Source organism: Mesobacillus sp. AQ2, from assembly GCF_030122805.1.
In the GTDB taxonomy this organism is placed as follows: Bacteria; Bacillota; Bacilli; order Bacillales; family Cytobacillaceae; genus Mesobacillus; species Mesobacillus oceanisediminis_A.
Window position 1 is genome coordinate 2,339,433 of record NZ_CP126080.1, and the last position, 15,960, is coordinate 2,355,392.

Annotated in this window: 15 protein-coding genes and 1 pseudogene; 13 read left to right on the top strand and 3 right to left on the bottom strand. The window is 40.0% G+C overall.

Features of this window, described 5'->3' with window-relative positions:
• Positions 1-14: 14 nt before the first annotated feature.
• A complete protein-coding gene (locus tag QNH36_RS11695) occupies positions 15-1,328 on the top strand; it encodes a uracil/xanthine transporter (protein ID WP_283905320.1) in 1,314 nt (437 codons plus the stop codon).
• A 668-nt stretch (positions 1,329-1,996) separates the two neighbouring features.
• Here the strand turns inward: QNH36_RS11695 and QNH36_RS11700 are convergent.
• Entirely contained in the window at positions 1,997-2,941 is a 945-nt protein-coding gene (locus tag QNH36_RS11700) for a DMT family transporter (RefSeq protein WP_283905321.1), read from the bottom strand.
• A gap of 124 nt (positions 2,942-3,065) precedes the next feature.
• Between QNH36_RS11700 and QNH36_RS11705 the strand changes: the two genes are divergently transcribed.
• The 8 genes from QNH36_RS11705 to QNH36_RS11740 all read left to right on the top strand — a co-directional run bounded on the left by QNH36_RS11705 (position 3,066) and on the right by QNH36_RS11740 (position 11,081).
• On the top strand, positions 3,066-3,959 hold the full coding sequence (locus QNH36_RS11705) for an AraC family transcriptional regulator (protein WP_283905322.1): 894 nt from the start codon (positions 3,066-3,068) through the stop codon (positions 3,957-3,959).
• Between the two features lie 165 nt (positions 3,960-4,124).
• Complete coding sequence (locus tag QNH36_RS11710; RefSeq protein ID WP_283905323.1) at positions 4,125-4,988, top strand: phosphotransferase family protein; 864 nt, start codon at positions 4,125-4,127, stop codon at positions 4,986-4,988.
• A gap of 152 nt (positions 4,989-5,140) precedes the next feature.
• Positions 5,141-6,016 (top strand): phosphotransferase family protein, encoded by an 876-nt coding sequence (locus tag QNH36_RS11715; RefSeq protein ID WP_144475624.1) that lies wholly within the window; start codon positions 5,141-5,143, stop codon positions 6,014-6,016.
• Between the two features lie 901 nt (positions 6,017-6,917).
• Entirely contained in the window at positions 6,918-8,084 is a 1,167-nt protein-coding gene (locus QNH36_RS11720) for a YeeE/YedE family protein (RefSeq protein WP_481825324.1), read from the top strand.
• A 146-nt stretch (positions 8,085-8,230) separates the two neighbouring features.
• Complete coding sequence (locus tag QNH36_RS11725; RefSeq protein ID WP_144475622.1) at positions 8,231-8,746, top strand: YhcN/YlaJ family sporulation lipoprotein; 516 nt, start codon at positions 8,231-8,233, stop codon at positions 8,744-8,746.
• 210 nt (positions 8,747-8,956) lie between these two features.
• Positions 8,957-9,877, top strand: coding sequence for a DMT family transporter (locus QNH36_RS11730; protein ID WP_251541371.1), 921 nt, complete (start codon positions 8,957-8,959; stop codon positions 9,875-9,877).
• A 12-nt stretch (positions 9,878-9,889) separates the two neighbouring features.
• Complete coding sequence (locus QNH36_RS11735; RefSeq protein ID WP_283905325.1) at positions 9,890-10,768, top strand: proline iminopeptidase-family hydrolase; 879 nt, start codon at positions 9,890-9,892, stop codon at positions 10,766-10,768.
• A 94-nt stretch (positions 10,769-10,862) separates the two neighbouring features.
• A complete protein-coding gene (locus QNH36_RS11740; RefSeq protein ID WP_283905326.1) occupies positions 10,863-11,081 on the top strand; it encodes a hypothetical protein in 219 nt (72 codons plus the stop codon).
• Between the two features lie 62 nt (positions 11,082-11,143).
• Here the strand turns inward: QNH36_RS11740 and QNH36_RS23975 are convergent.
• Positions 11,144-11,661, bottom strand: a pseudogene (locus tag QNH36_RS23975) (CBO0543 family protein).
• A 191-nt stretch (positions 11,662-11,852) separates the two neighbouring features.
• Between QNH36_RS23975 and QNH36_RS11755 the strand changes: the two are divergent.
• Complete coding sequence (locus QNH36_RS11755) at positions 11,853-13,430, top strand: DUF4145 domain-containing protein (RefSeq protein ID WP_283905329.1); 1,578 nt, start codon at positions 11,853-11,855, stop codon at positions 13,428-13,430.
• Positions 13,431-13,495: 65 nt separating this feature from the next.
• On the opposite strand, the gene QNH36_RS11760 is transcribed toward QNH36_RS11755, so the two are convergent.
• Positions 13,496-13,621, bottom strand: a complete 126-nt coding sequence (locus QNH36_RS11760; RefSeq protein WP_023614463.1) for a hypothetical protein — start codon at positions 13,619-13,621, stop codon at positions 13,496-13,498.
• Between the two features lie 225 nt (positions 13,622-13,846).
• Between QNH36_RS11760 and QNH36_RS11765 the strand changes: the two genes are divergently transcribed.
• The 3 genes from QNH36_RS11765 to QNH36_RS11775 all read left to right on the top strand — a co-directional run bounded on the left by QNH36_RS11765 (position 13,847) and on the right by QNH36_RS11775 (position 15,959).
• Positions 13,847-13,996 carry a hypothetical protein gene (locus QNH36_RS11765; RefSeq protein WP_186326702.1) on the top strand — a complete coding sequence of 50 codons (150 nt, stop codon included), beginning with the start codon at positions 13,847-13,849 and terminating at the stop codon, positions 13,994-13,996.
• 193 nt (positions 13,997-14,189) lie between these two features.
• Positions 14,190-14,351, top strand: coding sequence for a DUF3934 domain-containing protein (locus tag QNH36_RS11770; RefSeq protein WP_251541362.1), 162 nt, complete (start codon positions 14,190-14,192; stop codon positions 14,349-14,351).
• A 453-nt stretch (positions 14,352-14,804) separates the two neighbouring features.
• The gene (locus tag QNH36_RS11775; protein WP_283905330.1) at positions 14,805-15,959 is read left to right on the top strand and encodes an ABC transporter substrate-binding protein; all 1,155 of its coding nucleotides are present in this window, start codon (positions 14,805-14,807) and stop codon (positions 15,957-15,959) included.
• The last annotated feature ends 1 nt before the right edge of the window (position 15,960 follow it).

A 15,960-nucleotide genomic window follows, 5' to 3' on the forward strand; every position in this document is an offset into this window, starting at 1 on the left:
TGAAAGGTGAGCGCATGGAGAATACATCATATGTAAAAACAATCTTTGCGTCAGTGCAATGGTTGTTTTTTATTTTTGCGAATACGGTTGTTGTTCCGGTTTCGATTGGAGCTGCCTTTGGCCTGGATAGCGGGGAAATTGCCGCCATTCTGCGAAATTCATTAATTTTTACAGGAGTGGCTTGCGTCCTCCAGGGAGCGTTTGGTCATCGTTTCCCATTAATGGAAGGGCATTCTGGATTGATGTGGGGACTGGTCTTGAACTTGAGCATGGCAGCATCGTCTCTCGGGATGAGTCTTCCGGAGATTGGCGGGGGAATTGCATCCGGAATTTTGCTTGCCGGGGCTGCTACCCTGGTGTTTGGGCTATTACGGATCGTTTCTTATATACAAAAGATCTTCACCCCAATGGTGATGACTGTTTACTTGTTTCTCCTTACATTCCAGCTAATCCTCATATTTTTTAAAGGAATGCTAAAAGTATCTGAGGATGGGACGCTTGAGCTGCCGGTTACCATGTTTTCTTTTGCGGTGGTGATTCTGGTCAGTTTAATGAAAATAAAAGGGAACGAGACTGTCGGTAATTTTTCGATTTTGATTGGAATGATTCTGGGCTGGGTAATTTATGTCATACTGTTTCCTTCCGATCAAGGAATGAACAGCCAATCTTCAATGGAATTTACTTTCTTTCCGCTTGGAACACCAAACCTGAATTATGGAATCATCGCAATCACTTTTATTGCCAGTGTCATTAATTTAAGCAATACGATTGCATCTGTCCAGGCAGCTTCCAAGCTTACTGGCGAAGACGCCACGCAGTCCAGATTGGATAGATCGTATCTTTTGACCGGAACGTATTCGATTGCGGCAGCTATTTTGGGCCTTGTGCCTTATGCTCCATTTACCTCGTCAGTCGGATTTCTGGAGAGCACACGGATTTTTGACCGGAAACCATTCCTGATCGGCGGAGGGTTGATGGCCATACTGGGGATCATTCCTGTCCTTGGTGCATTGCTGGCTACTTTGCCGATCACAGTGGGTAATGCTGTACTGTTTGTTGCTTATCTTCAGCTCTTTGGAACCTCTTTGAAAAGTTTAAACGGCTATACATTTGATTCCAAATCTATTTTCCGTCTCGCGGCCCCAGTGTTGCTGGGACTGAGTATCATGAATTTGGATCCTGTGCTCTTTACCGTTTTCCCAGTGATTTTACAGCCGCTGCTATCGAATGGGTTTATTATGGGTGTTTTACTATCCATAGTGCTTGAAACATTCATACGGTGGGATGAGAGGTCATATGAACAGGTTAGTGGCAAAAAACAAAATTAGACACCGGATGAATGACACTTAGGTCAGCAAAGCTGAGTGAAGTCTTAAGAGAAACGAAGGAGAGCTGCCTTTTCAACTGAAGGTAAGATTATATAAATTTCAAATGTGTGGCTAAGGAATACCTGACGAGTCATATAGATGAAAGGATGATAACCAAATGACAAGTAAACTCTCTTTAATTTCTTCTGGTATATTACTCTTAATTGCCTTATATTCTACTTTTTTATTTTTCAGGACAATACTTTCCCATTTACATCCTGAGTTCATGTTAGCTAAAGCACTTCCTTTAGCAATATTTTCAGGCTTTACATGGGTTGCACTTTCTGTAATGTTAAGGAAGATCGAAAGCTAGATAGGGCTAAGTTATCAACGATAAAATTGGTATACTCGGACAGCCAAATTAGATGAAAATAATATGATTCATTTAGTAAATTTCTATTGTTTGGTGCTTTACTAGCTGCTCTTCTATCTTTTATCCTGGGGACTAAACTTGTTTTGCTGTCTGCGGGGTTATTGTTAGCCAATGCAGTCTTGATTCAATCAGTAAAGCAAGAGAAGGTGCAGGATGGAGACAATGACTGAATGGGTTTTTGTAAAAATCCATTCAAAAAACAACTGAATCTACTTAATAAAGGCATTGCAATGTTTGCAATGCCCTTAGAGATTGATCAACTAACTTTGAGAGGTTCATCGTTTATGCTAGGTTGATTATCATTAGAAGTAGACTCTTTATTAAATGCCAATAAAAGTATCATTCCAATGATGCAAACTGTGCCAAGCCATTGGAAGAGGCCAAAGGGTTCTTTTAACCAAAAGATAGTGGTGAGTACGGCGGCTAGTGGCTCCAGGCTGCCTAGGAGACTTGATTCTTTAGGCTGAAGGCTTTGCAGGCTTTCGATATAGAACCAAAATGCAATCATTGTTCCAAATATGATTACGAATATTAAATAAAAATAGGCTTCCAGATTTAGTGTTTCAAAGTCCATTTGCCAGGGTGGATGGATGAGGCTTAATGCAAAACCACCGATGATCATGGCCCATCCCACAATGACAAGCGAATCGTATTGTTTCAGTAATGGAATGGCATAAAGTGTATAAAAAGCTAAAGCTATGCCAGATAAAACACCCCAAACAATAGCAGGCGCCGGCACCGATAACTGAGAAAATGAGCCGTTCGTCAATAAGAAAAAACTCCCCACTAACGCCAGGGAGACAGTCAACACGTCTTTTCGTGTAAGCACTGTCTGTTTGCGGACAAGTAAGTATACAATAATCATTACGGGAGCTAAATATTGTAAGAGTGTTGCTACAGCAGCATTTCCATGTTCAATGGATGCCATATAGGTGTATTGCACTCCCAGCATACCGAGCAACCCGAAGGTTGTTAAATGGGCTGCTGTCTTACGGTTTTTCCAAACATCAAATATTTGGGAACGGTCAGATCTGAAAAATTGAACTCCAAGAAGTAAAAAACCTGCTATAAGCAATCTGGTTGTTACCAACCAATTTACATCGATCTGATATTCGTGAAAAAGCTTTTTTGCCACTGTTCCTCCGATTCCCCAAAATACTGCTCCTGTTATAACAAGGAAGATTCCCTTTCGTCTATTCATGTTTGATCTACCACCTTTAATTATAAGAATAGTATATGATATTTTATATGATAAGTAGATAATGTATGGAATAATACCTGAATCGAATGAAAAAATATAAGAATATTGAGGTGGTAATATTCAGATGAAGAATTTTATGGTCGATCAAAGTTTAAGAGAATTAACAGAACATCGTACAGTTGAGCTGCCTATTGCCTGTTACGAGACAATCATTCATCAGAATATCAATGGGTATATACCACTTCATTGGCATGACGAATTTCAATTCGTGCATGTTGTTAAAGGACATTCCGTTTTTCAAGTAAATGAAATGAATATAAACGTAAGTGAGGGCGAGGGTCTGTTTATAAATAGTGGCCGGCTGCACATGGCAAAAGATAACGAAGAGTCAGGCTGTGTCTATATTTGTTTAAATGTTTCGCCATCTTTCATGATATCACAAGAACTTTACACTACCTATGTGCACCCTTATATTCAAGCAACTAATTTATCATACTTGCATCTGGTCCCAAAGGAGGATTGGGCGAAAAATATAGTGGAGGCTATTGTAAATATCAATCAATTGATACGGGAAAAATCACCGTACTATGAGATCGACATCAGCAGCCAGCTAATGTTTATTTGGAAAAACTTGATTAAAAACGGATTTTCTTTAAAGTACGAACATACGGAAATCATAAAGGGTCAGCGAATGAAGCAAATGCTAAATTGGATCCACCAGCATTACCATAAAAAAATCCTATTAGAGGACATCGCAAGAGCTGGTCAATTAAGCCGGTCAGAATGCTGTCGATACTTTCAGCGGATTTTAAAAAAGTCACCTTTAAATTACGTGAACGATTATCGGATTCAAAAAAGCTTAATTTTATTGAAACAACCAGAATCCAACGTTACAGATGTTGCCTACCAAGTAGGATTTAACAGCACAAGTTATTTCATTGATAAATTCAGGAAATCGATAAATATGACACCTTTGGCCTACAAAAAGCAGAAAATTCCCAAATCATTTTTACAATAGTACCAATTCGAAAAAATTTTAAAGAAGGGCTTTTTTGAAAATAAAAGAATTAAGTCTACTAGAGGCTCCTTTTGTATTCAAACGATACTATACCACCACGGAGAAATCGTGAAAAAAGCATAGCTGGATAGTCAAAAAATTTATAAGCAAAAAAGGGGAAGTTTCATGTTAAATCGAGTCATTCAGCAATTTGGATTGCAGATACAAGAAATGAATGAGGTTGAAGATTCGCATAGTTCTACAGTCTGTAGAAGTAAATTGTCAAACGGTCTAAATGTGTTCTTGAAAATCCCTTATACAAAACTGAAATTTCAGCGCGAGTTAGAAGCCTATGAAATTTTAAAAGGACGTGTCTCCATTCCTGAAATGTTGGATTATTGGCATGGGGATGAAGAGTGCCCCGGAGCTTTTTTATTATCTGAATTAAAAGGGAAACCATTGAAGCTGGATGCTTCACCTGAAGTGGCGTTCCAAGTCGGAGTTCTTCAGGCGGAGATGCATGCCATTCGTCCACCTGCTGGAAAAAAGCTAATTGGCATACAAAATGAATTTGCTAACTGGTCTGATTTTGTTGAGCAGCAATTTTATAGTTTTGCTGAGGACGTCAAAGTTTTGTTGGATTCACGATTATATACTCAAGCGATTGAGAGATTTGAGAAAATGAAGCATCAGCTGCCATCCCCAGATGGACCAAGTTTTGTACATATGGATTTCCGTCCTGCCAATATTATCGTTAACGATCATTCAGTTTCAGGAATTATTGATTTTGAAAGCGTCCGTTTTGGGTCGGCTGAAGTTGATTTTACAAAACTGTATAGGGATTTTTTGCGCTTTGATTCTACTTTATATATTGCTTTTCGAGAAGGTTATAACAGCATAAGATCATTAATCGAACTAGAAAGAGTCCTGCCTTTTTACCAATTTACCGATGCGTTCAACAGTATTGGCTGGTGTAAACGCAGGGGACTTGAGAAAAATGAAGTGTTTCTTGAAGAAAATTTAGAAAGGTTAAAGAGCTTTTTACAGTAAAGGGGAGAGGGCTCTTACCTTCGTGCATTTTTTGTAAATTGGGAAGGATGAGAGCATAAAATAGGTTTTGTACAAAGTGGTGCACATGTAGTGCAAAGAGACTTGATCATGATCAAGTCGCTGGATTGACTTTTATCAGGGAGCAGAATGACATGAAAGATAAATTGATTGAAAGCATTAAAAAGGTGTACCCCGATATTTACATTAAAGATTATCAGTTAAATGAAATTGGCCAGAATAATGACGTCTTAATTGTTAACAATTCGCTTGTATTCAGATTTCCGAAATATAAAAGCGGGATTATACAATTAAAAAGAGAAGCGGAAATTTTAGAGTATATTAGTAAGACCATTTCGGTATCAATTCCTAACCCTATTTACGCTTCCTTTCATGAGTCAGAACCAGGGAAGGTCTTTACTGGATATAAAAAAATTGAAGGTGAGCCTTTATGGAGGAAAAGTTTATTAGAAATCAAGGATGATGAGAAAATTAGAAACCTGGCCACACAACTTGTTGCTTTTCTAGCAGTAATTCATTCGATTCCCGAAGAAAAAGCAAGACAGGAACTGAATCTTGAGATTCGTCGTCCACGGGAAGAAATATACGACCTCTACGAGAAGATCCAACAAAAACTATTCCCTTTTATGACGAATGTTGCACGAGAGAAAGTGTCAGAGTCGTTTAAGGTTTTTCTAGAAGGAGAGGCACTTTTGAATGTAAAGGTAACACTCATACACGGTGATTTTGGAGCGTCCAACATCTTATGGAATCCAAAGAGTCGTGAAATATCAGGAATCATCGATTTTGGCGGCTCTGGTTTGGGAGATCCGGCGTATGACTTTGCAGGCATACTTGCAAGCTATGGAGAAGAGTTTTTTAATATGTGCATTGGCCAATACCCAGGCGGTAAAGAAATTGCAGACCGAGTAAAATTCTATAAAAGTACATTCGCATTGCAAGAAGCGTTGCATGGAGTCGAAAATGATGACTCCCAGGCTTTTGAAAATGGGACGAAGGATTATAGATAGGTGGCTTAAGATACGATTTGTATGAAGTAACCTTTGGTTCGGACAGCTTTTCTACGCTAAGCACAAAAGTTGTCCGAAGTAGCCCTAAGTTCGGACAGCTTTTAAACGGTAGGCACAAAAGTTGTCCGAAGCAGCCCCAAGTTCGGACAGCTTTTTACTGGTAAGCCCAAAAGTTGTCCAAAGTAGCCACAAGTTCGGACACTTTTAAACGGTAAGCACAAAAGTTGTCCAAAATAGCCCCAGGTTCGGACAGCTTTTTACTGGTAAGCACAAAAGTTGTCCAAAGTAGCCCCAGGTTCGGACAGCTTTTTACTGGTAAGCACGAAAGTTGTCCAAAGTAGCCCCAAGTTCGGACAGCTTTTCTACGCTAAGCACGAAAGTTGTCCAAAGTAGCCTCAAATTCGGACAGCTTTTCAATGGTAAGCATAAAAGTTGTCCGAAGTCGTCTTAAGTTCGGACAGCTTTTCAATAATAAGCACAAAAGTTGTCCGAATCATGACCAAGTTCGGACAAAACCCAAGCCAGCGCAGCTAATTTTGTCTGAACCATAGCCATCATCAAACAATATCGTAACTGTAATTACTAAAATTTTCCACACTAAAGTAATGTGCGCACAAAACTAAGGTGGAAGCCACCAACTTCATCCGGACCACCAGGTTGTCCAGCCGTAATTTAAAGGTTGGTTAATAATCCTCTTTATATCCAATTTAAAACAATTTACATATTCTATAAAATCCGTTATAATTACTTTTTATAATTCCGACTAAACTTATAAGAAAAGGAAGTGTTTAGTTTGGCTCAACTTAATGTAAGCAACAATGAAGCTAAACAATCTATAAATTTAAAGCTGTCACCAACGACGGTAGTAACTAAGCTGAATCCAGTTCAGAAGCCGTTTGTTATGCTAGGGGTTTTGGCTTCGGTGATTATGCTCATCGCAATTTTAGCGGTAGCAAATGGGACACAGGGTGTGTTGTTCATTATTGGCCTTGCCCTTGGAGCAACGCTTCTTCATGCCCGCTTTGGTTTCACATCTGCTTTCAGGAGGTTTGCATCTGTAGGGAATGGCCAGGGACTTCAGGCACACATGCTCATGCTTGCGGTGGCTTCTACTCTGTTTGCCATTATTTTAAGCACTGGTTTTAGCTTTACTGGCATTGAACCTAAGGGTTATGTCTCACCTGTTGGAGTTAGTGTTCTGTTTGGTGCTTTCATATTCGGTATAGGAATGCAGCTCGGTAATGGCTGTGCTTCAGGAACGCTTTATTCACTTGGAGGAGGATCTTCTTCCATGATTCTTACTCTGTTGTCATTTGTAGCAGGTTCAACTCTTGGGGCGTACCATTTTTCATTCTGGATGGAAGATACGCCTGCACTGCCTCCAATTTCGCTAGCGACCTCTACGGGCCTGGGATATGGCGGTGCACTGGCAGTCCAGCTTGTTCTATTTGCCTTGATATACTGGGTTACACTGCAAATTGCTAAAAAAAGAAAAGCGCCTGCGATGAAGGCTCTTCCAACCACAACTGGCTGGAAAAAGGTATTGCGCGGGTCATGGCCGCTATTTGCTGCAGCTATTGTCCTGGCCGTATTGAATGCTCTTACCCTTACAGTCCGGGGAACACCATGGGGAATTACTTCAGCCTTTGCACTATGGGGAGGAAAAGCACTGATGGCGATGGGAATCGATGTCACGTCATGGGGATACTTCTCAACAGACGCCAATATTGCTGCCCTGAACAATACCGTTCTTGCTGATTCCACCAGTGTCATGAATTTTGGAATCATCCTTGGAGCATTAATTTCAGCAGCTTCACAGGGTAATTTTAAGCCTGGCAAAATAAAGCCTGGCGTTGCAGGAGCTTCCATTATTGGCGGTCTTTTGATGGGCTATGGAGCGAGATTGGCCTTTGGATGCAACATCGGTGCTTATTTTGGAGGAATTGCAAGCTTCAGTCTGCATGGCTGGGTGTGGGCAATTATGGCTATGCTTGGAACGATGGTAGCATTATTCATTCGTCCGCTGTTCGGTTTGAAAAATCCAAAACCAAACGATTCTGTTTGTTAGTGGATGATAAATAAGTGATTTAAAGGCTCGGAGTATGATTTTAAACTCCGAGTCTTTTTTGCATCCAAGCAACATTTGAAGGTTAATACATAAAAACGGATTGTTTGGAAACTCTATATTTGAATTTAAAATTAGGAGGAAAGAACATGAAGTTTTTTCAAGGGTTAACAATCGTATTAGTCATTGCTTTAAGTACTGGATGTGCAATGAACAATGGAGCCAGGGAAGATGTCAGGGATGACAATAATACAAGGATCCAAAATTACGACCAAACAGACAGAGGCGCGAGGATTCTTAATGATAATCTCGATGGCGATAATAATGATGTGCAAATGCGAGTTCACGATGATGTAAAAAACAACATCGAGGATTTAAAGGAAGTTAGAAGGGCACATGTTATTGTTACAGATCATACTGCATATGTAGCTGTTGTTTTAAATAATGATGAAACAGGCAATATCAGAAAAGATCTCGAAAATAAAATTTCTGATAAAGTTAAATCAACTGATAAAAGTATAGACAATGTTTATGTTTCAAGTAACCCGGATTTTGTTGACCGTATGAGTGATTATGGCAACCAAATTCAGAATGGAAAGCCTGTAAGAGGCCTGTATGATCAATTTAAGGAAATGGTCCAACGAGTTTTCCCATCGGCTAGATAATATTTGTTATAAAGCGGGTAATCCCTGTCTCTCGGGGGCGTTAATCTAAAAATAGATCAACGCCTCTTTTTTTTGATAGCAATGCTCTTTAAAATAGTTCCTAGTTTACCATTCCTGTTTTCCTATCCAAGTAAGAAGGTAATCTTAGGGTTTTGCAGAATAAATATAAACTATGGTAAGCCAATTGCAGAAAAAGAGGAGGGGAGAGAATTGCTGCAAAGAATGGGGAATGCACCTTACTTTTTATTAGTCATCGCTGCTTTGTTCTGGGGAGGCAATGCGGTGGCTGGCAAGTTTCTTGCTGGTTCGCTTCCGCCGGTGACAATATCGTTCACTCGTTTGGCGATTGGGGTTTTAATTATGTCTCCGGTCATCATTAAGCTATTCATGCATGAAAGAGCTGCCTTCCGCGAGCATTTCAGGCTGCTTTTGTTCCTGGCGGTGACGGGCGTGATTGGCTTTAATTTACTTATCTATTGGGCTGTCAATTATACAACGGCCATAAATGCGACTTTATTGAACAGTACGAGCCCTCTGTTTATTTTCCTTCTATCAGCACTGTTGATCGGGGAGAAGATGGAGCTGAGGTACTGGGTTTCGATGGTTATTTCGATGCTTGGGGTGCTTGTTGTCATTACTCATGGTTCTTTTGAACGGATGCTGTCACTGCATTTTAATATTGGTGATCTGATCATGGTACTGGCTGTCATTTCGTGGGCATTGTATTCTATTTTTATTAAGAAGATTTCCGGTAAAATACCTTCTTTAGCAATTTTCGGATTTACGCTGACGATTGGTTTTTTGCTGATGATTCCTGCGGTGGGGATCGAACTGTTCATGGTCCCGGTGGGAAATGTAGGACTAGAGGAATGGAGTGCGCTATTTTACATAGGGATTTTCCCATCCATTTGTTCTTTTTTATTATGGAATCGTGGGGTTGAGCTAATTGGGCCTTCAAAGGCGTCGATATCGTTGAATCTAATTCCGGTGTTTGGTACCGTGTTCGCGTTCTTTGTTCTCGGTGAGGTGATATCTTTGCCGCAAATCCTTGGCGGATGCCTTGTTTTTGCAGGAGTGGCCATCACTTCTTTTACCAAAAAGAAAACTGTACAATTAGCAGAGGAAGCATAGAAGGGGGATTAGATGATGTACCAAGAAGGGTTTGTAGAGGTTACCGGGGGAAGAGTCTGGTATGAGATTTACAACAAGGATGCAAAGGGGACACCGGTTGTGATATTACATGGAGGTCCAGGATCCTCGACTTATTCATTAAAAGGATTAAAAGCGCTTGGCGAGGGTCGCCCTGTTGTGATGTACGATCAGCTGGGCTGTGGTAAGTCAGACCGGCCGGATGATCTTTCTCTATGGAAAATTGATCGATTCGTTGAGGAGCTTGGACAGGTTCGCGAAGCATTGAAGCTTACCGAAGTTCATATACTTGGACATTCCTGGGGAACTACATTGGCTGCTGCATATGTCTTGACCAAGCCAATTGGCGTGAAGAGTGTCATTTTTTCGAGCCCCTGCTTGAGTGCACCTATGTGGGAAGAGGATCAGAAGCGGAATATCGCCAAGCTGCCGACTGAGGTTCAGGAGACGATTTTGCGCTGTGAGGAAAGCGGGGAGACGGATTCCGCGGAATTCCATGATGCGATAAAGGCGTTCAATAAGGAATTTGTTTTCCGGGGTGAACCAGATCTGGAATGGATAAAGGCTGGAGCTGGGATGAGGAACCCAGTGGTTTATGAAATGATGTGGGGACCTTCCGAATTCACGGTAAAAGGGAATCTTAAAACCTTCGATTGTACCCAGCAATTGAGCAGGATTGAGTGTTCGACACTTTATACATGTGGCCGTTTTGATGAGGCGACCCCAGAATCGACTCAGTATTATGCCCAAATGACCCCTGCATCAGAGGTACATGTCTTTGAAAGCAGTGCCCATATGGCGTACATTGAGGAACCTGAAGAGTATCTGAGAGTGATTGGTGAGTTTCTAGAAAAAGTCGATTGTAAGGTGTGACTTTTGCTATACCCCCGCATGAATCCTTTGTGCTATGGTAATAGTGTTAATCAAGCATAAAGGAGTTTTTTTCATGAGCTGTGGATGTTCTCGATTGGAAGATGGCAAAGCTATTGTCGACCATGTGAAAAGCAAAGGAAAAGAAAAAATCAAACCGCGTGTCGCACACCGAATTGCCTGTGAATGTGGTGAAATATTCACGATGGAAACGGTAATCACTAATTGTCCGAGCTGTGGCATGACATACGGCGTTACCCCATGCAGTTCCGGGGATTTCAATAAAGTGAAAGCTGCAGGGATTCAATATGCTTAATAGTGAAATCTCTCGAGATATCGAGGGATTTTTTTATTTTCATTTTAGAACAGAAAAGTACTTTATTTAGGTAGGACATCATGGTTTTCAATTGTTGAGGGTTTGTTGAATTTTTGATCCAATAAAAGAATTCCCTTTATGGACCCTTTAACCAACAAAAAAGTAAGGGAAAGAACCATAAAGGTAATATAGCTATTCCAACCTTTATGATATTTAACTAAACCAGTGTTCTTTTCAAGCCAATGCTCCAAAATGGTCATCGGTCCACTAAATAGTGGAACACATAATATAGACTTTAAGGTATCCATTTTGTTAGTGAATTGATTATACATCACACATGTTAAAGGAAACAGGACATACAAAAAACAATGTTGGAATCGAAAAGTTTCGGGAAATAGCGATGTGGGTATTTAACATATTTTCTTTTTATAACTGGACCGTCAAAAATCGTAGAGACCAGAGTCTTTATAAAATAAATAAGAACCCAGTCTTTAAATTTATATTTTTTTCTCGACAAAAAAAAGATGCTTCCGAAAAGACCAATTAAAGTCAAGATATTCAATATGGATCTATCTTTCATGTGTATCCCGCCTCCTGACCTTTAAATTGCCCTGTTCATAAAAAATTATGTAGATGAAAACCATACTAAACACGAGAATTGATAACCTTTTGTATATAAGTTTCTGGACCTTGTTAATCAATTATTTACTGATTTTCAACGTCAGCTTACTATTCCCAATTTCCGGGTGAGCCTATCAAAGAAGAATTAATATGATAAAATCAGAGGAGACTAAAATCGAGGGAGCAAAAATGAATTCTCATACATATTTCTATCAATTTTTAGAGCCGCTTTCAAAGGAACTGGCATTACTGGCCAGGGAACTGGAAAATAGTATTTTTTCTAGTCCAAGAACGATGCTGACTCATTCAAGGGTATTCATTGAAAATATTTTGCAGCAAGTGACCAAACAAGAGGGAATTTCCGAGGGTGCCCGGATTGGTTTGAAAGAAAGGCTGGATTTGCTCAATGATCAGGGATATTTGATTCCTGAGATTCGAGATGCGCTGCACTTGGTTCGGAGATTGGGAAACCAGGCAGCACATGATGCGCGAATGTTTCGCTATTCTGAAGCGCTTTTGTCATGGGAATCTTTGTATAGCATCGTTAAATGGTATGTCGAGGTGTACGGTCCTATTGAAGCAGCAGTGCCGGAATATCAGGATCCTTCTCCACAGACAGAAAAAGTTTTCGATATGACAGAGCTAGAGATCAGGTTGAAGGGTTTGGAAGAACTGTTGAAGACCCCCCCAGTACAACAAGCTGAGACGCAGGCAATGGAGGAAGTGGCCGCGGCAGTTGCTGCGCCGATAGCAATCGAAGTTCAGGAGACACCGGGTTTTACGCCAATCAGGACGATCACTTATAAAGGAAGATCTCTTGAAATTCCTTATTTTCTGCGTGATGTATTTCTGTTGCCCCAGCGTTTCGATAAGTCCGAAACTTTTTTGATTCGACTTGGTGCAGAGCAGGAGGCTCGAATCATTAGTGAACTGCCAAGTAACCTGGAAGGCCTGCATAAGAATGTGAAGCGTTACAGTGAAAAAAATGATGAGCAGTTTTTCGACGAGCTTGGTGTTTTTATCGAAGAAGAGAAAGTGCGGAGGAACTTGACACTGAAGCGCCAGGGCGAATTGTTTTTCTTTTACAAAGCGAATCATCTTGTCGTGACAGATGAGTTGAAGAAAGTACCACTGACTGCTGAGGAATTCACGGGGATTCCAAGTTTGTTGAGACAGTTGAATGAAGACCAGATTTATACTGTCAGCCAGCTTCCAATGGAGCTTGTGATTTTAGCGAAGTATGACAATGTTGGAGTCGGGACTGTTGAGAAGTTATTCGATCAGCTGAAGGCTAGGGTTACAAACCACACAGTCCAAGCAGATGACAATAGTTCAACAGAGCGAAAGAGCTTCAAGAAGTGGGAATCATTATACGTAAAAGTAAAGCTGGATGGTAATCAATCTGTTATTGAAGGTTCTAGCGTTCCGGCAATTTGGAAGGAAGCGATGAAGTGGATGGAAGACAATCGTCTTCCTCTGCACAACCTGGTAAAAGCAGGCATTATCCTTGGATTTACCGATATTGGCAAGCGTTATGCCATTGCGCTCCAGCCCTTCCATCCAGATCAAAGACCATTTACTCAGCTTCATACTTATCAATCACAAATTTCTGGGGATGTATATTATCTAGAGACGAAAATCAATCCGAAGTCCGGGCTTGAGACACTTGGTAAGGTTCTCACCCGTTTAGATGTTGAGGTGGATATCCCATTATTGAAGGGTGAATAAAAATATCAAAATGCCGTGGTGATGCCACGGCATTTTTTCACCACTTCTAAAAAAGAAAGTGCTCCTTACTTCCTCTTTTGTGCTTTTAACTTGTTCATTTCTAGCTCAGCTGCGTATTCCTCTTGCGATTTCCCTTGCTTGAAACTTTCAGATTGGATTTTCCTGAACTTGTTATCATTTTGATTTGGCATGTAAATACCTCCTTTTTAATCATATGTATTTTGTTCGAATTTTGGAGGATTATTCTTGTAGTTGTAATAGTGACAGATAAATTGAGTGTCTTATGTTTGATAAGTTTCTCATAATTCTATATTATTTTGCTATTCCGGATATAATGAAAGCGCTTTACATGTGAAACTATTCACAAGTATAATGAGAGTGTAAAAAAATAAGAACCATTTCCGGGAGGAATTACGATGTTAGCAGACATTATCTATGAATTCAGAAACTGGTTGTTAGGTGACACTTTGCCAAAGGTCGGAAATGAGGAATTTGAAAGAATCGAATCAAAGCATACAAGAGTTCATCACGATGAAGATATCTATGAAATCATTCGAGTACATTAAAAAGTATATAACTCAGAATTTTAAATATCAAAACGATCAGCAGTCCAATTCCAGGTGAATTGAACTGCTTTATTTTTTATTATAGAAAATAGGAGCTGACTGGTATATGATAATACTTCGATCAGTTTGGTTTTTACTAATGAAAAACGGATAAAACTAAACAAGGAACGTACAAGAATATGGAGTTGATTTTTTGAGTAAAGATAAGGGTAAGAGCGGAACAGGCAGAGGTACAGGCAAAAAAGGCTGGAATCGCTGGCAAGCAAGTGCAAATAAAAAAAAGAGTGCAAAACCCTATAAAAGTAAAGGTGTAAAACATCAAGATGCTTCAAAAGATGAACTATCCGAAAATTAGTAAACACTAGCGAAAATTGTGCGTTGATCCAGAAAGTGGATTGACGCTTTTTTGTTTTTAAACGGAAGGCAAATTGAATAAATTTCTGATCCGTTTTGGATTTCCTTTATTACTTGGAATCAGTGGGGTTATCCCCATGTAATTGTAGGTCGCTAAATAGGGAAAGTGAAAAAATTAAATCACTGCATACTCGTGTTACTCAAAATGAGATTAATGAACTAGGAGTATGTGTTCTTAAAAAATAAACTGATAAGGAGTCTTCTTATTTAAGGAGGTTCCTTTTTTTACTTCTTTTTTTCTGGTTACCTTACCTAATCTAGATGGTTAGTTTAAATAAATTACTTAATAGAAAATTCTTTTTATTAGCCTTTACTTTGTAAAAGATTTGTATTTTAATTGTTATATAGTTTAGAATATTATAATTTTTCAAAAAAAGAGAGGGGAAATATGTGAATGAGAAAGCAATTTAGAAGATTTGCCCAGTTTACGACCTTATCAAGTCTGCTATTGTTGTCGGCTTGTGGGGGTGCCCAGTCATCTGTAGAAAAGGAGGCAAACGGGGCAGGAGGAAAAGTAACAGCTGATATCGGAGTTATATCCTATATCAGCGGACCGGGAGCGGCCTATGGTGAAGCAATTACAAACGGGCTGAACCTTGCAAGTGAAGAAATTAATAAAAAGGGAGAAGTAGAGATCAACCTCGTCATTGAGGATTCCTCAGGTAAGCAGGATCAGGCATTAACCGCTGCGCAGAAATTGATGAATTCCGAAAATGTGACGGCTATTATTGGGCCAACCCTAAGTACCGAGATGAATGTAGTTGGTCCTGAAGCGGACCTGAATGGGGTGCCGATTATGGGAACATCTACTACTGCAGAAGGAATTCCGCAAATTGGTGAATATGTATTCCGTAATTCTCTTCCTGAAGCACTGGCTATTCCAGCAGCGATCGATAAAGCGATTGAAAAGTATGACGCTAAAAAAGTAGCAATCTTATATGGAAATGATGATGTGTTTACAAAGTCAGGATTCGATACGATGAAAAAGGCAGCTGAACAGAAGGGGCTTGAAATCTTGACCATTGAGACCTTCCAAAAAGGGCAATCTGACTATAATGCACAATTGACGAAGATTAAAAGTTTGAAACCGGATCTAATCCTGGCTTCCGCTCTTTATAACGAAGGTGCAGTCATTATGGACCAGGCACGTAAAATGGGAATTGATGTCCCGTTTGTCGGCGGGAATGGTTTCAACTCTCCTGAAGTGATCAAAATTGCTGGTGATGCTGCCAACGGCTTGATTGTGGCAACTCCCTGGTATGGTGAAAAAGACGATAAGAAAGTACAGGACTTCGTAAAAACGTATGAAGATAAATACGGCAAAAAGCCCGACCAGTTTGCTGCACAGGCGTATGACGCTCTTTATATTATGGCTGGAGCGTTAAAGAAGGCTGGAGAGGCAGACCGGGATGCAGTTCGAGATGCATTAGCGGAAACCAAAGATTTTCAGGGGATCCTTGGAAACTTTTCGTTTGATAAGGAAGGAGATGTTGTAATGGAGCCTACTGTACTTGTAATTGACGAAGGCAAGTTCAAGGTTTTTGAATAGT

Coding starts and splice junctions, on each gene's coding strand:
- QNH36_RS11715 (WP_144475624.1), top strand. CDS start 5,141: ATGAAAGATAAATTGATTGAAAGCATTAAAAAGGTGTACCCCGATATT.
- QNH36_RS11720 (WP_481825324.1), top strand. CDS start 6,918: ATGCTAGGGGTTTTGGCTTCGGTGATTATGCTCATCGCAATTTTAGCG.
- QNH36_RS11725 (WP_144475622.1), top strand. CDS start 8,231: ATGAAGTTTTTTCAAGGGTTAACAATCGTATTAGTCATTGCTTTAAGT.
- QNH36_RS11735 (WP_283905325.1), top strand. CDS start 9,890: ATGATGTACCAAGAAGGGTTTGTAGAGGTTACCGGGGGAAGAGTCTGG.
- QNH36_RS11755 (WP_283905329.1), top strand. CDS start 11,853: ATGATAAAATCAGAGGAGACTAAAATCGAGGGAGCAAAAATGAATTCT.
- QNH36_RS11760 (WP_023614463.1), bottom strand. CDS start 13,621: ATGCCAAATCAAAATGATAACAAGTTCAGGAAAATCCAATCTGAAAGT.
- QNH36_RS11700 (WP_283905321.1), bottom strand. CDS start 2,941: ATGAATAGACGAAAGGGAATCTTCCTTGTTATAACAGGAGCAGTATTT.
- QNH36_RS11775 (WP_283905330.1), top strand. CDS start 14,805: ATGAGAAAGCAATTTAGAAGATTTGCCCAGTTTACGACCTTATCAAGT.
- QNH36_RS11765 (WP_186326702.1), top strand. CDS start 13,847: ATGTTAGCAGACATTATCTATGAATTCAGAAACTGGTTGTTAGGTGAC.
- QNH36_RS11705 (WP_283905322.1), top strand. CDS start 3,066: ATGAAGAATTTTATGGTCGATCAAAGTTTAAGAGAATTAACAGAACAT.
- QNH36_RS11710 (WP_283905323.1), top strand. CDS start 4,125: ATGTTAAATCGAGTCATTCAGCAATTTGGATTGCAGATACAAGAAATG.
- QNH36_RS11695 (WP_283905320.1), top strand. CDS start 15: ATGGAGAATACATCATATGTAAAAACAATCTTTGCGTCAGTGCAATGG.